This is a genomic window from Streptomyces sp. NPDC005302 (genome assembly GCF_040607345.1).
Classification (GTDB): Bacteria; Actinomycetota; Actinomycetes; order Streptomycetales; family Streptomycetaceae; genus Streptomyces.
Genome location: NZ_JBEXGN010000003.1, coordinates 102,909 through 117,335 on the forward strand (window position 1 = coordinate 102,909; position 14,427 = coordinate 117,335).

Genomic DNA, 14,427 nt, shown 5'->3' on the forward strand with positions numbered 1-14,427 from the left:
TCAGCGGAGTGCTACGCGGGGACCGAGGCGAGGCCCTGGGCCAGGAAACGCTTGCCGGTGGCCCGCTCGGAGACACCCTCGCGGTCCAGGTACGGCGTGATCCCACCGAGGTGGAACGGCCAGCCGGCACCGGTGATCAGGCAGAGGTCGATGTCCTGCGCCTCGGCGACGACACCCTCGTCGAGCATGAGCCCGATCTCCTGGGCGACGGCGTCCAGGACGCGGTCACGGACCTGCTCCTCGGTCAGGACGACATCGCCCTGCTGGAGGAGCGCGGCGACCTCGGGGTCCAGCTCCGGCTTGAAGCCGTTCTCGGCGGAGTAGACGTAGAAGCCGCGCTTGCCGGCCTTGACGACCGCCGCGAGGTTCGGGGAGACCGTGAAGCGGTCCGGGAAGGCCCGGTTGAGGGTCTCCGAGACGTGCAGACCGATCGCGGGACCGACCAGTTCGAGGAGGACGAGAGGAGACATCGGCAGGCCCAGGGGCTCCACCGCCTTCTCCGCGACCTCGACCGGCGTGCCCTCGTCGATGACGTTCTGGATCTCGCCCATGAAGCGGGTCAGGATGCGGTTCACGACGAACGCCGGGGCGTCCTTCACCAGGACCGCGGTCTTCTTCAGCTTCTTGGCCACGGCGAACGCCGTGGCGAGCGAGGCGTCGTCCGTCTGCTCGCCGCGCACGATCTCCAGGAGCGGGAGGATCGCGACCGGGTTGAAGAAGTGGAAGCCGACGACCCGCTCGGGGTTCTTCAGCTTCGACGCCATCTCGCTGACCGACAGCGAGGAGGTGTTGGTGGCGAGGATCGCGTGCGCCGGGGCGACCGCCTCGACCTCCGCGAACACCTGCTGCTTGACGCCGATCTCCTCGAACACGGCCTCGATGATGAAGTCCGCGTCGGAGAAGCCCTCGGCCTTGTCGAGCACACCGGAGACCAGGGCCTTCAGGCGGTTGGCCTTGTCCTGGTTGACGCGGCCCTTGAGCAGCAGCTTGTCGATCTCGGCGTGGACGTAGCCCACACCCTTGTCGACGCGCTCCTGGTCGATGTCCGTGAGGACGACCGGGACCTCCAGGCGGCGGAGGAAGAGGAGGGCGAGCTGGCTGGCCATCAGGCCCGCGCCCACGACGCCCACCTTGGTGACCGGGCGGGCCAGGGACTTGTCCGGCGCGCCCGCCGGGCGCTTGCCGCGCTTCTGGACCAGGTTGAAGGCGTAGATGCCCGCACGCAGTTCGCCGCCCATGATCAGGTCGGCGAGCGCGGTGTCCTCGGCGTCGAAGCCCTTCTGCAGGTCCCCGTCCTTGGCCGCGGCGATGATGTCGAGCGCGCGGTAGGCGGCCGGAGCGGCCCCGTGCACCTTGCTGTCGGCGATGGACCGGCCGCGCGCGACGGCCTGGTCCCAGGCCTCACCGCGGTCGATCGCCGGGCGCTCGATGGCGATGTCGCCCTTGAGGACGGCGGCCGTCCACAGCAGCGACTGCTCCAGGAAGTCCGCGCCCTCGAACAGCGCGTCGGCGATGCCGAGGTCGTAGACCTGGCCGCCCTTGAGCTGCTTGTTCTGGTTGAGCGAGTTCTCGATGATCACCGAGACGGCCTTGTCGGCGCCGATCAGGTTCGGCAGGATCGCGCAGCCGCCCCAGCCGGGAACGAGACCGAGGAAGACCTCGGGCAGCGAGAACGCCGGCAGGGCCGCGGAGACGGTCCGGTAGGTGCAGTGCAGGCCGACCTCGACGCCACCGCCCATCGCCGCGCCGTTGTAGTAGGCGAAGGTCGGGACCGCGAGGCCCGACAGACGCTTGAAGACCTCGTGGCCGCCCTTGCCGATGGCGAGCGCGTCCTCGTGCCGCTTGAGCAGCTCGACACCCTTGAGGTCGGCGCCGACCGCGAAGATGAACGGCTTGCCGGTGACGCCGACACCGACGATCTCGCCGGCCGCGGCCTCCTTCTCGACCTGGTCGACGGCGGCGTCGAGGTTCGCCAGCGACGCCGGGCCGAAGGTGGTCGGCTTGGTGTGGTCGAAGCCGTTGTCGAGGGTGATGAGCGCGAAGCGCCCGGCACCGAACGGCAGGTCGAGGTGGCGTACGTGCGCGGACGTCACGACCTCGTCGGGGAACAGCTCGGCCGCGCCCTTGAGGAGTTCGGTGGTGCTCACTTGTCGCCTCCGGCGTCCTTGTGGTGCGGGTTCTCCCAGATGACCGTGGCGCCCATGCCGAAGCCGACGCACATGGTCGTGAGGCCGTAGCGGACCTCCGGCTGCTCCTCGAACTGGCGGGCCAGCTGCGTCATCAGACGGACGCCGGAGGAGGCGAGCGGGTGGCCGTAGGCGATGGCGCCGCCGTACTGGTTGACGCGCGTGTCGTCGTCGGCGATGCCGTAGTGCTCCAGGAACGCGAGCACCTGGACGGCGAAGGCCTCGTTGATCTCGAAGAGGTTGATGTCCTCGATCGACAGACCGGCCTTGGCGAGGGCCTTCTCGGTGGCCGGGATCGGGCCGTAACCCATGACCTCCGGCTCGACGCCCGCGAAGGCGTACGAGACGAGGCGCATCCGCACGGGGAGGTCGTGCTCGCGGGCGAAGTCCTCGGAGGCGATGATCGAGGCGGTGGCTCCGTCGTTCAGACCGGCCGCGTTGCCCGCGGTGACCCGGCCGTGCACGCGGAACGGGGTCTTCAGACCGGAGAGGTTCTCCAGCGTGGTGCCCGGGCGCATCGGCTCGTCGGCGGTGACCAGGCCCCAGCCCGTCTCACCGACCTCCGCGTTGGTGTTGCGCACCGACACCGGCACCAGGTCCTGCTGGATCTTGCCGTTGGCGTACGCCTTGGCGGCCTTCTCCTGCGAGCGCACGGCGTACTCGTCGGCGCGCCGCTTGGTGATCGAGGGGTAGCGGTCGTGCAGGTTCTCGGCGGTCATGCCCATGAACAGGGCGGACTCGTCGACCAGCTTCTCGCTGACGAACCGCGGGTTCGGGTCCACGCCCTCGCCCATGGGGTGACGGCCCATGTGCTCGACACCGCCGGCGATGACGGCGTCGTACGCGCCGAAGGCGATGGAGCCCGCGGTGGCGGTGACGGCGGTCAGCGCGCCCGCGCACATGCGGTCGATGGAGTAGCCGGGGACCGACTGGGGCAGTCCGGCGAGGATGCCCGCCGTGCGCCCCAGGGTCAGACCCTGGTCACCGATCTGCGTGGTCGCGGCGATGGCGACCTCGTCGATCTTCTGGGGGTCGAGCCCGGGGTTGCGGCGCAGCAGCTCCCGGATGGCCTTCACGACGAGGTCGTCGGCGCGGGTCTCGTGGTAGATGCCCTTCGGGCCCGCCTTGCCGAACGGGGTGCGGACGCCGTCGACGAAGACGACGTCCCTGACGGTACGAGGCACGATGGCTCTCCTCCAGATGCGGGATGGCACTGCTGCGCGGGCACACGCCTGAGCGCGCGCTCAGCACCCATGCTACTTACGAGTAACCATCGTGCCCAGTCCCGCGGCCGGGAGCGGCGAAGGTCACATCCGTAAGGCGCACGAAGGGATCTCCGGTCGGATCCGCGGGCACCCCGGCCCGGCCCGCGGATCTTGGCGTGATCTCGACGCTCCGGACCGGCCTCCGGAGCCCGTCCGGCGCGGTCCCGGCCGTCACAGGCGTCGCCGCGCGCCCCTTCAGGGGGTGTCCAGGGGGTCCTGGACCCCCTTCAGGGACAGCGCGGTCACCAGGACGGGCGTGACCAGCTCGACCTGCCAGCGCCGCGCCCCGTACCCGGCGAGGGCCGCGCCCACGGATTCGGCGTCCGGGGTCGCGGGCGGCTCCCAGCACACGCGGCGCACGGTGTCCGGGGTGATCAGGTTCTCCTGCGGCATGTTCAGCTGCTCGGCCAGCGCCGACACGGCGGTCCGCGCGGCGGAGAGCCGGGCGGCGGCGGCCGGGTCCTTGTCGGCCCACGCGCGCGGCGGCGGCGGACCGGTCACCGGCTGCCCGGGCTGCGGCAGCTCGGCGTCCGGCAGCTCCCTGGCGTGGTCGACGGCGGCTTGCCACTGGTCCAGCTGGCGCCGTCCCATGCGGTGTCCGAAGCCGTTCAGCGCGGCCAGGGCGTGCACGTTGGCCGGCAGACCCAGCGCGGCCTCGACGATGGCGGCGTCCCCGAGCACCTTGCCCGGCGAGATGTCCCGGCGCTGCGCCACCCGGTCCCGGGTCTCCCACAGCTCCCGCACGACGGCCATCTGCCGGCGGCGGCGGACCTTGTGCATCCCCGAGGTGCGGCGCCAGGGGTCCTTGCGGGGCGGGGCGGGCTCGGCGGCGGCGATGGCGTCGAACTCCTGGCGGGCCCAGTCCAGCTTGCCCTGCCGGTCGAGCTCCTTCTCCAGCGCGTCGCGCAGGTCGACGAGGAGCTCCACGTCGAGCGCGGCGTAGCGCAGCCAGGGCTCGGGCAGCGGGCGGGTGGACCAGTCGACGGCGGAGTGCCCCTTCTCCAGGACGAAGCCGAGGACGCTCTCGACCATGGCGCCCAGGCCCACACGGGGGAACCCGGCCAGGCGGCCGGCCAGCTCGGTGTCGAAGAGGCTGGTGGGGATCATGCCTATCTCGCGGAGACAGGGCAGGTCCTGGGTGGCGGCGTGCAGCACCCACTCGGCGTCGGCGATCGCCTCGCCGAGACCCGACAGGTCGGGACAGGCGACGGGGTCGATCAGCGCGCTGCCCGCGCCCTCGCGGCGCAGCTGCACGAGATAGGCGCGCTGGCCGTATCGGTACCCGGACGCGCGTTCGGCGTCGACGGCCACCGGGCCGGTGCCCGCGGCGAAGGCTGCGATCACTTCGGCGAGGGCGGCGTCGTCGGCGATCACGGGGGGAATGCCCTCGCGGGGCTCGAGCAAGGGGATCGGCGCCGATTCGACGTCGTCCGGAGGGCCGCCTCCGGTGGTTCGCAGTGAGCTGTCTGCTGCGGTCTCTTGGGCGTCGGTCACCTGTCAAGGGTATCCGTGTATGGACAACGCCCGTCGACGGAACGTTCCGTCGACGGGCGTCTGAGGGTCGTAAACCAGTCAGCTCGGTGAAAGATCCGGTTCACGCACGGGGTGAGGAGGCCGGGTGGGGGAGTGGGGAGCGGTGCGGGGAGGGGTCAGTGGATGATGCCGGTCCGCAGCGCGACCGCGACCATCCCGGCGCGGTCACCCGTGCCGAGCTTGCGGGCGATACGGGCGAGGTGGCTCTTGACGGTCAGTGCGGACAGACCCATGGAGACGCCGATGGCCTTGTTCGACTGGCCCTCCGCGACCAGGCGCAGGACCTCGACCTCTCGGCCGGACAGTTCGCGGTAGCCGCCCGGGTGGCTCGGGGCACCCGGGGGGCGGCGGTGCATACGGGCGGCGGCCGAGCCGATGGGCGCGGCGCCGGGCCGGGTGGGGAGCCCGACGTTCGTACGGGTGCCGGTGACGACGTAGCCCTTGACGCCGCCCGCGAGGGCGTTGCGTACGGCACCGATGTCGTCGGCGGCGGAGAGGGCGAGGCCGTTGGGCCAGCCCGCGGCTCGGGTTTCGGACAGAAGGGTGAGGCCGGAACCATCCGGCAGGTGGACATCGGCGACGCAGATGTCGCGCGGGTTGCCGATGCGGGGACGTGCCTCCGCGACGGACGACGCCTCGATGACGTCGCGCACTCCGAGCGCCCACAGATGGCGGGTGACGGTGGAGCGGACCCGGGGGTCGGCCACGACCACCATGGCGGTCGGCTTGTTCGGGCGGTAGGCGACCAGGCTTGCGGGCTGCTCGAGGAGAACGGACACCAGGCCTCCTGGGGTGCGGGGACGGGGACCGGCTCTGGGGGGCGAGCCAGGACGAACCGTGCTTTCAAGGTCACAGACGTCTTCGGCATCAAACCCGTGGACCTTTAGAGAATGATCACGATGTGGTGAGTAACAATCCGTGCAATTCGGACACGCGATCGATCATCCGAAGATCGAACCGAGTCGCTCCACGTCGATACGCGGCCGAAAGTGGTCGTATCGACAAAGAAACCGGCAAGAGGGTGAAGGCCGGAGGTCAAACCGGTCAGGACATGGGAAAGGCGCGCGTCGCGGCGCGCGCCTTTGTCAGGAGAGTCGGGATACTCGGGGAACGGGATCAGCGGGACTGCGGTCCCCGGCGCTGCGGCAGGGTGACCACCGAGGCGTCGCCCGGGGGCACCGGCGGCAGTCCGGCGATCTGGCACAGCAGGTCGCACCAGGCCACGAGGTGCCCGGCGGTGTCCGGAACCCCGCCGAGGCCCTCGCGCGGCGTCCAGGACGCCCGGATCTCGATCTGTGAGGCGGCAGGGCGTTCCGAGAGCCCGCCGAAGTAGTGGGAACTCGCGCGCGTCACGGTGCCGCTCGGTTCGCCGTACGACAGTCCGCGGGCCTGGAGCGCGCCCGTCAGCCACGACCAGCAGACCTCGGGGAGGAGCGGGTCCGCGGCCATCTCGGGTTCCAGCTCCGCGCGGACCAGGGTCACCAGCCGGAAGGAGCCCTGCCAGGCGTCGTGCCCGGCCGGATCGTGCAGCAGGACGAGCCGGCCGTCGGCCAGATCCTCGTCGTCGGCGACGACCGCGGCCTCCAGCGCGTAGGCGTGAGGAGCCAGGCGCTGTGGTGGTCGCGTCGGGTCGATCTCGATGTCCGGCCGCAGTCGCGCGGCCCTCAGTGCGTCGACGGCAGCCCGGAAGGGCAACGGGGCCGTCTCGACCGCATTCCTGTCCTCCTCCTTCGCGTCGTCCATTCCGCCAGCGCCGTCCGACAGTCGTCCCTGAGCCGCAGCCATGCGGGGAAGATTAAGGGGAACGGAGCCCGCGTGCAGGGAGAGACACCCGTGCGTGGGACCCCTGTCCGGATCGCGCCGCGCGAACACCGCTTTCCGGGCGCCCCCCGCGAGGGGCCGCGACGGTCACCGGGGCCGCCCGGAGCCCGGGACGGGGCGGTCCGCGAGCCGTGGGAGACTTTCCGTCGTGAGCGCCAACCACAGCCCCGCCGGGCAGCAGCCGACAGCCACGTACGAGTCCGCCTTCCTCAAGGCGTGCAGGCGCGAGCCCGTGCCGCACACGCCCGTGTGGTTCATGCGGCAGGCCGGACGCTCACTGCCCGAGTACCTCAAGGTGCGCGAGGGCATCCCCATGCTGGAGTCGTGCATGCGGCCGGAGCTGGTCGCCGAGATCACGCTCCAGCCGGTCCGCCGGCACGGAGTGGACGCCGCGATCTACTTCAGCGACATCGTCGTCCCGCTGAAGGCCATCGGTGTCGACCTGGACATCAAGCCGGGCGTCGGCCCCGTCGTGCAGAACCCGATCCGCACCCGCGCCGACCTCGCCCAGCTCCGCGACCTGACCCCCGAGGACGTCTGGTACGTCACGGAGGCGATCCAGCTCCTGACCGCCGAGCTCGGCGAGACCCCGCTCATCGGCTTCGCGGGCGCGCCCTTCACCCTCGCGAGCTACCTCGTCGAGGGCGGACCGTCGAAGAACCACGAGCACACCAAGGCGCTCATGTACGGCGACCCGCAGCTGTGGGCCGACCTGCTCGACCGTCTCGCCGAGATCACCTCCGCCTTCCTGAAGGTGCAGATCGAGGCGGGCGCGAGCGCCGTCCAGCTGTTCGACTCCTGGGTCGGTGCCCTGGCCCCCGCGGACTACCGCCGCTCGATTCTTCCCGCGTCCGCGAAGGTCTTCGACGCCGTCGCCGGGTACGGCGTGCCGCGTATCCACTTCGGCGTCGGCACCGGCGAGCTGCTCGGCCTCATGGGCGAGGCCGGCGCGGACGTGGTGGGCGTCGACTGGCGTGTCCCTCTGGACGAGGCCGCCCGCCGTGTCGGCCCCGGCAAGGCGCTCCAGGGAAACCTCGACCCGGCCGTGCTGTTCGCGCCGACCGCGGCCGTGGAGGCCAAGACCCGCGAGGTGCTGGACGCGGCCGCCGGTCTGGAGGGCCACATCTTCAACCTCGGCCACGGCGTCCTGCCCTCGATGGACCCGGACTCCCTGACCCGCCTCGTGGAGTACGTCCACATCCGGACGGCGCGCTAGTCCGGCGGTCCGTACACCCGGCGGCCGCGCCGGCCCCGTCCGCTCACCAGCCGTGCCGCGCCTGTCTGCCGAAGAGCAGGCGGCGCGGTTCGGGCGGCGGTGGCGTGCCGGGGCGCAGCGGCCAGGCCAGCAGCATGCCGGCGAGGAAGCCCACCACGTGCGCCGCGTAGGCGACGGTGCCCGCGTCCGGCACGGCCGCGCCCGACGAGTACGCGGCCTGGAGAACGAACCAGAAGCCCAGCACGAGCCAGGCGGGCAGCCGTAGCGGCAGAAACACCAGGAACGGGACCAGCACCCAGACCCTGGCCCTCGGATACAGCACCAGATAGGCGCCGAGGACCCCCGCGATCGCTCCCGAGGCACCGATCAGCGGGTCGCCCGAGTCCGCGTTGACCAGAGCGAAGCCGTAGGCCGCCGCGAAGCCGCACGCCGCGTAGAACAGCGTGAAGCGGACGTGCCCGAGGCGGTCCTCGATGTTGTTGCCGAAGATCAGCAGGAAGAGCATGTTGCCCAGCAGGTGCAGCCAGCTCCCGTGCAGGAACATCGCCGTGAGCACCGACAGCGGGGGCGACTTGTCGTAGTCCGGCGGCCCCAGCACACAGCCCGCGCCGTGCGGCCCGGCACCCACCTCCCCGGTCGGCACCAGGCGCGCCATCCGATGGTGGATCAGTTCCTGCGGCACGGCCGCGTACTGCTCCGTGAACGCGTGCAGGTGGCACAGCTGCGACAGGGCGCTGTCACCCGCCGCGGATCCGGCCAGACCGGGTGTGTAGAGGAACACGATGACATTGGCGGCGATCAGCGCGTACGTCACATAGGGCGTGCGCCGCGCCGGGTTCACGTCATGGACGGGAATGACCACAAGGAAGTACTGCCCGCGATGTACGGGGTGAATCCGCGTGGCCCGGTGCCCCAGGACCCGTGCGCCCGGCCGGAGTTCACCGGGCCGTCCCACTGAACACAGCCGCCCCGCCGGCCGTATGTTTCCTCAACCGCCCCCGCCGTGACGGACGACTTGGCGTGGGTTCGACGCGACGACGTGATGACGTGAGGACACAGGCGATGAACGACCGAACAACTCCTCCGATGCAGGCCCTGCCCGACGGCGAGGCGGAGATCGCCCTGGTGGTGCACCTCCCCTGGGAGGACGTCGCCGCGCTCGGCCAGGAGGCCGGACGGCTCGCGGCCCGGATGCAGCGCCCGGTGACCCTGGACGAGGCCGTCAGCCACCGCCTGCGGTCCACCCGGTCGGCGGCGCACGCCAAGCCCGCCCAGGCGCCGCCGGCGGTCACGGCACCCGCCTCCGTCTCGTCGCTGCCGGCCCGGCCGCCGGGGGAGCAGGCCCGCCAGGCGATAGACCGCATCAACGGATCCGCGGGCCACGAGTCCGCCTAGCAACCCCGGGGCGACAACGGCCGTCATCCGGTGGGCGGTTGGCGTGGGGGAGCGGTGCGCGCCGCTACGAGGCGCCGTCCCGCACCTTCGCCATCGCCTTGCGGGCCGCCACCAGGACGGGGTCCCAGACGGGCGAGAACGGCGGCGCGTAGCCGAGGTCGAGGGACGTCATCCGTTCCACCGTCATGCCCGCGGTCAGCGCCACCGCCGCGACGTCCACGCGCTTCGCCGCGCCCTCCCGGCCGACGATCTGCACGCCGAGCAGCCGTCCGGTGCGCCGCTCCGCGAGCATCTTCACCGTCATGACCTCGGCGCCCGGGTAGTAACCCGCACGGCTCGTCGACTCGACGGTGACCGCCTCGAACCGCAGGCCCGCCCGGTGCGCGTCCTTCTCGCGCAGACCGGTGCGGGCGATCTCCAGGTCGCACACCTTGCTCACCGCCGTGCCGACGACCCCGGGGAACGTGGCGTACCCGCCGCCCACGTTGGTGCCGATCACCTGGCCGTGCTTGTTCGCGTGCGTGCCCAGCGCGATGTGCCGCTCACTTCCGGAGACGAGGTCGAGCACCTCGACGCAGTCGCCGCCGGCCCAGATGTTCTCGTGCCCGCGCACCCGCATCGCCAGGTCGGTGAGCAGGCCGCCGTGATCGCCCACGGGCAGCCCCGCCGCCCGGGCCAGCGCCGTCTCGGGGCGTACGCCGATGCCGAGCACCACCACGTCCGCCGGGTACTCGGCGTCCTCCGTGACGACCGCGCGGACCCCGCCGTCGTCACCCGTGAGCACCTTGGTGACCTCGGCGTCGTCGACCATCGTGATGCCGAGGCCCTCCATGGCCGTGTGCACCAGGCGGCCCATGTCCGGGTCGAGCGTGGACATCGGCTCCTTGCCGCGGTTGACGACCGTCACCTCGTACCCGCGGTTGATGAGCGCCTCGGCCATCTCGACGCCGATGTAACCCGCGCCGACGACCACGGCACGGCGGCCCTCCGTCCTCTCCAGGGTGTCGAGCAGGGCCTGCCCGTCGTCCAGCGTCTGCACGCCGTGCACCCCCGGCGCGTCGATGCCCGGCAGGTCGGGGCGCACGGGCCGCGCGCCGGTCGCGATCACGAGCTTGTCGTACGACGTCCACGCCTCGGTCCCGGTGTCCAGCTCGCGGGACCGCACCCGGGCGCCCGCGACGTCGATCTCCGTGACCTCCGTGCGCATCCGCAGATCGATGTCGCGCTCCCGGTGTTCCTCCGGGGTCCGCGCCACCAGCCGGTCGCGGTCCGGGACGTCGCCGCCCACCCAGTACGGGATGCCGCACGCCGAGTACGACGAGAAGTGGCCCCGCTCGAAGGCGACGATCTCCAGCTCGTCCGGCCCGCGCAGCCGGCGCGCCTGTGACGCGGCGGACATGCCCGCCGCGTCACCGCCGATGACGACCAGTCGTTCCCGGGCCCCACCACTACCGTTCGTTCGGCTCATGCTCATACGAACACGCTACGGGGGCCCGGCATTTCAGTCCTGCTCACCGCCGTCCTCGGCCCTGCCGCCGGCCGGCGGAGCCGCCTTCGGAGCCACGGCCCCCGAAGCGGCCCCCGAGGACGGGCGCGACGCCGGGACGGCGGCCGGGCCGGACGCGGTGGCCGCCCCCGGGGCCATGGCCGCCCTGGGCCGGCGGCGCAGCCGGGGCCGCACCACGAACAGCCACACCAGGGCGATCAGCGCGACGCCCGCCGCCAACGGGAGCACCGCCCCGATCGCGAGAGCCAGCCAGCGGACCACGGTGACCAGCACGTTCCAGCCGCCCGAGAGCGCGTCCAGGAAGCCCGGGTCGTCGTCCTTCTTCTCGGCGTGCTTCACCGCCGTCTGGGACAGCGACAGCGTGATCGTGGCCAGACTCGTGCGGTCCTTCAGCGATGCCTGCCGGGCCAGCAGCGCCTCCAGGTCGGACTCGCGGCTGCTCAACTCCCCTTCCAGGGCCACCACATCGCTCAGCTTGGTCGCCTTGTCCATCAGCTCGCGGACCCGGGCCACGCTCGCGCGCTGCGAGGCGACGCGGCTCTGCACGTCCACGACCTGGTCGGTGACGTCCTGCGCCTTGGCCGTGCGGTCGACGACCTTTCCGGTGCCCTCCAGGTCGGCGAGCACCTGGTCGTACTGCTCGGTGGGCACGCGCAGGACGACGCGGGTGCGTTCGTGGCCCGCACCGTCACGCGTCGTCGTCTCGTTGCCCACGTAGCCGCCGGCGCTCTCGACGGCGGTCCTGGCGTCGTCCAGGGCCGTGGGCACGTCCTTGACCCGCACGGTCAGGGAGGCGGTGCGGATGATGCTGTTCGCGGACAGCTTCGGCGGGGCGGTGTCCTTGCGGCCGGTCGTGCTGTCGCTGCCCGCGGCGCCCGAGTCGGCCTTCTGCGCGTCGGCGTTCGCGCCCCCGCCCTCCGCCACCGCCGCCTTGTTGTCGCCGCCGCTGTCGGACGAGTTGTCGGAGGCACCGCATCCCGTCAGCGCGAGCGCGGTGACGAGGAGCACCCCGGCCAGGACACGGAACGGCCCGGACGGGCGCGCCGGGCGCGAAGGATGGGGGGACGGTTCCGCTGACGCGGGTCGTGCCGGACGTACTGACGTATGTGTGCGCATGGCCTACCCCCGGGGTGGTGACTGACTGACGCTTCTTCGACGCCCGGCCGGCCCGGGACGTTGGCCGGATCCGGTCCCGATGCGGTCACGGTCCGGACTCGCGCCGGACACCGGGCTCCCCGGCGGAGGTGCCGACGGGGTCTGAGAAGGTGGAGACATGCGCGAAGAGGACGTTCGTACGGGTTCGGGACACGTCGTGGTCGTCGGCGGCGGCATCGCCGGGCTGGCCGCCGCCCACCGCCTGCTGGGGCGCGGGTTGCGTGTCACCGTGCTGGAGGCGTCGGACCGACTCGGCGGCAAACTGCTGACCGGCGAGATCGCGGGCGCGCGCGTGGACCTCGGCGCCGAGTCGATGCTGGCGCGCCGCCCCGAGGCCGTGGCCCTCGCCCGTGAGACCGGCCTCGGCGACCTCCTCCAGCCGCCCGCCACCGCCTCGGCCTCGCTGTGGAACCGGGGTGTGCTGCGCCCGATGCCCAAGGGCCACGTCATGGGCGTCCCCGGCAGCGCGTCCGCCCTCGTGGGTGTCCTCTCCGAGGAGGGCCTGCGCCGCGTCGAGCGGGACGCCGACCTGCCCCGCACCGAGGTCGGCGACGACATCGCGGTGGGCGAGTACGTGGCGGCCCGCATGGGCCGCGAGGTCGTCGACCGCCTCGTCGAGCCCCTCCTCGGCGGGGTGTACGCGGGCGACGCCTACCGCATCTCCCTGCGCCTCGCCGTCCCCCAGCTGTACGCCGCCGCCCGCACCCACACCTCCCTGACGGAGGCGGTCCGCGAGATCCAGGCCAGGGCCGCCGCCGCTCAGCAGACCGGCCCGGTGTTCATGGGCATCGATGGAGGGGTGGGCCGACTGCCCCTTGCCGTGGCCGAGTCGGTGACCGCACACGGCGGCGAGATCCTCACCGGGACGCCGGTCACCGAACTGCGCAGGACGAGCCCGGCCGCCCCCGCGTCCGGTGAGCGGCCCGGCTCCGCCTGGCGGATCGTCGCCGGCGGCCGGGTCCTGCACGCCGACGCGGTCGTGCTCGCCGTTCCCGCGCCGGCCGCCGCCGCGCTGCTGCGCGCCGAGGCACCCGCCGCCGCGACCGAGCTGGCGGCCGTCGAGTACGCGTCGATGGCCCTCGTGACCCTTGCCTACCGCAGCGCCGACGCCACCCTCCCGGAGGGCAGCGGATTCCTGGTGCCGCCGGTCGACGGGCACACCATCAAGGCCTCGACGTTCGCCTCCCGCAAGTGGGGCTGGATCGGCGAGGGGAATCCGGACCTGACGGTGCTGCGCACGTCGGTGGGGCGGTACGGCGAGACGGAGGTGCTCGGCCGGTCCGACGCCGACCTCGTCCGGGTGTCCCGGCACGACCTGCGGGAGGCGACCGGCCTCGACGCCGAGCCGGTGGAGACCCGGGTGACGCGCTGGGACGACGGACTGCCCCAGTACCCGGTGGGCCACCACGCGCGCGTGGCCCGCGTCCGCGAGCACGTCGGCAAGCTCCCGGGCCTCGCGGTCTGCGGCGCGGCCTACGACGGGGTCGGCATCCCCGCGTGCATCGCCTCCGCGCACGCCGCCGTGGACGCGCTCGGCGGCGACTCCGGCGGCCTGGACGCGCTGCGGGCCGACCCGGTGCAGAGCCTGCACGGCGGAGCGGGAGAATAGCCCCATGAGTGACGACGCCCCCACCACCGAGTCCGGCAGGGTCCCGAACAAGGGCAAGCTGGCCAAGGACCTGAACGAGGCCATCCGCTACACCCTGTGGTCCGTCTTCCGGCTGAAGGACGTGCTGCCGGAGGACCGCGCCGGTTACGCCGACGAGGTCCAGGAGCTGTTCGACCAGCTCGCCGCGAAGGACGTCACCGTCCGCGGCACCTACGACGTGTCGGGGCTGCGGGCCGACGCCGACCTCATGATCTGGTGGCACGCCGAGACCAGCGACCAGCTCCAGGAGGCGTACAACCTCTTCCGGCGCACCCGCCTCGGCCGCGCCCTGGAACCGGTCTGGTCGAACATGGCGCTGCACCGGCCCGCCGAGTTCAACCGCGCGCACATCCCGGCGTTCCTCGCCGACGAGACGCCCCGTGACTATGTGAGCGTCTACCCCTTCGTGCGCTCCTACGACTGGTACCTGCTGGCCGACGAGGACCGCCGCCGGATGCTCGCCGACCACGGCAAGATGGCCCGCGGCTACCCGGACGTGCGCGCCAACACGGTCGCCTCGTTCTCCCTCGGCGACTACGAGTGGATCCTCGCGTTCGAGGCCGACGAGCTGTACCGCATCGTCGACCTGATGCGTCATCTGCGCGCCTCCGAGGCCCGGATGCACGTGCGCGAGGAGGTCCCGTTCTACACGGGCCGCCGCAAGCACATCACCGAACTGGTGGCCGGTCTCGCCTGACCGG

At 72.3% G+C, this 14,427-nt stretch carries 12 protein-coding genes; 4 read left to right on the forward strand and 8 right to left on the reverse strand.

Annotated features, from left to right (window positions below; all coding sequences use genetic code 11):
• Positions 1 to 11: 11 nt before the first annotated feature.
• From ABZT74_RS05020 to ABZT74_RS05040, 5 genes are all read right to left on the reverse strand, one after another.
• Complete coding sequence (locus ABZT74_RS05020) at positions 12 to 2,147, reverse strand: 3-hydroxyacyl-CoA dehydrogenase NAD-binding domain-containing protein (RefSeq protein WP_355874737.1); 2,136 nt, start codon at positions 2,145 to 2,147, stop codon at positions 12 to 14.
• Complete coding sequence (locus ABZT74_RS05025) at positions 2,144 to 3,370, reverse strand: acetyl-CoA C-acyltransferase (RefSeq protein WP_355874734.1); 1,227 nt, start codon at positions 3,368 to 3,370, stop codon at positions 2,144 to 2,146. Before ABZT74_RS05025 ends, ABZT74_RS05020 begins: the two co-directional genes overlap by 4 nt.
• A gap of 276 nt (positions 3,371 to 3,646) precedes the next feature.
• Positions 3,647 to 4,945: a ribonuclease D gene (locus ABZT74_RS05030; protein WP_355874731.1), complete on the reverse strand. Its 1,299-nt coding sequence runs from the start codon at positions 4,943 to 4,945 to the stop codon at positions 3,647 to 3,649.
• Between the two features lie 155 nt (positions 4,946 to 5,100).
• Positions 5,101 to 5,763, reverse strand: a complete 663-nt coding sequence (locus ABZT74_RS05035; RefSeq protein WP_019073943.1) for a response regulator transcription factor — start codon at positions 5,761 to 5,763, stop codon at positions 5,101 to 5,103.
• 337 nt (positions 5,764 to 6,100) lie between these two features.
• The gene (locus ABZT74_RS05040) at positions 6,101 to 6,769 is read right to left on the reverse strand and encodes a DUF3000 domain-containing protein (RefSeq protein WP_355874727.1); all 669 of its coding nucleotides are present in this window, start codon (positions 6,767 to 6,769) and stop codon (positions 6,101 to 6,103) included.
• 184 nt (positions 6,770 to 6,953) lie between these two features.
• Here ABZT74_RS05040 and hemE point away from each other — a divergent pair, with 184 nt between their 5' ends.
• Positions 6,954 to 8,021 carry a uroporphyrinogen decarboxylase gene (gene hemE / locus ABZT74_RS05045; RefSeq protein ID WP_356433427.1) on the forward strand — a complete coding sequence of 356 codons (1,068 nt, stop codon included), beginning with the start codon at positions 6,954 to 6,956 and terminating at the stop codon, positions 8,019 to 8,021.
• A 43-nt stretch (positions 8,022 to 8,064) separates the two neighbouring features.
• Here hemE and ABZT74_RS05050 read toward each other — a convergent pair whose 3' ends face one another.
• Positions 8,065 to 8,883 (reverse strand): rhomboid family intramembrane serine protease, encoded by an 819-nt coding sequence (locus ABZT74_RS05050; protein ID WP_356433428.1) that lies wholly within the window; start codon positions 8,881 to 8,883, stop codon positions 8,065 to 8,067.
• A gap of 200 nt (positions 8,884 to 9,083) precedes the next feature.
• Here ABZT74_RS05050 and ABZT74_RS05055 point away from each other — a divergent pair, with 200 nt between their 5' ends.
• Entirely contained in the window at positions 9,084 to 9,416 is a 333-nt protein-coding gene (locus ABZT74_RS05055) for a hypothetical protein (protein WP_355874718.1), read from the forward strand.
• Between the two features lie 64 nt (positions 9,417 to 9,480).
• Here ABZT74_RS05055 and ABZT74_RS05060 read toward each other — a convergent pair whose 3' ends face one another.
• Both ABZT74_RS05060 and ABZT74_RS05065 read right to left on the reverse strand, forming a co-directional pair.
• The gene (locus ABZT74_RS05060) at positions 9,481 to 10,890 is read right to left on the reverse strand and encodes an FAD-dependent oxidoreductase (RefSeq protein WP_355874715.1); all 1,410 of its coding nucleotides are present in this window, start codon (positions 10,888 to 10,890) and stop codon (positions 9,481 to 9,483) included.
• A 27-nt stretch (positions 10,891 to 10,917) separates the two neighbouring features.
• Positions 10,918 to 11,931: a DUF4349 domain-containing protein gene (locus ABZT74_RS05065; RefSeq protein ID WP_356433429.1), complete on the reverse strand. Its 1,014-nt coding sequence runs from the start codon at positions 11,929 to 11,931 to the stop codon at positions 10,918 to 10,920.
• Between the two features lie 265 nt (positions 11,932 to 12,196).
• Here ABZT74_RS05065 and hemG point away from each other — a divergent pair, with 265 nt between their 5' ends.
• Positions 12,197 to 13,687, forward strand: a complete 1,491-nt coding sequence (gene hemG, locus ABZT74_RS05070) for a protoporphyrinogen oxidase (protein WP_356433430.1) — start codon at positions 12,197 to 12,199, stop codon at positions 13,685 to 13,687.
• Positions 13,688 to 13,691: 4 nt separating this feature from the next.
• A complete protein-coding gene (gene hemQ, locus ABZT74_RS05075) occupies positions 13,692 to 14,423 on the forward strand; it encodes a hydrogen peroxide-dependent heme synthase (RefSeq protein WP_355874706.1) in 732 nt (243 codons plus the stop codon).
• Positions 14,424 to 14,427: the final 4 nt, after the last annotated feature.

Coding starts and splice junctions, on each gene's coding strand:
- hemG (WP_356433430.1), top strand. CDS start 12,197: ATGCGCGAAGAGGACGTTCGTACGGGTTCGGGACACGTCGTGGTCGTC.
- hemQ (WP_355874706.1), top strand. CDS start 13,692: ATGAGTGACGACGCCCCCACCACCGAGTCCGGCAGGGTCCCGAACAAG.
- ABZT74_RS05055 (WP_355874718.1), top strand. CDS start 9,084: ATGAACGACCGAACAACTCCTCCGATGCAGGCCCTGCCCGACGGCGAG.
- ABZT74_RS05060 (WP_355874715.1), bottom strand. CDS start 10,890: ATGAGCATGAGCCGAACGAACGGTAGTGGTGGGGCCCGGGAACGACTG.
- ABZT74_RS05040 (WP_355874727.1), bottom strand. CDS start 6,769: ATGGCTGCGGCTCAGGGACGACTGTCGGACGGCGCTGGCGGAATGGAC.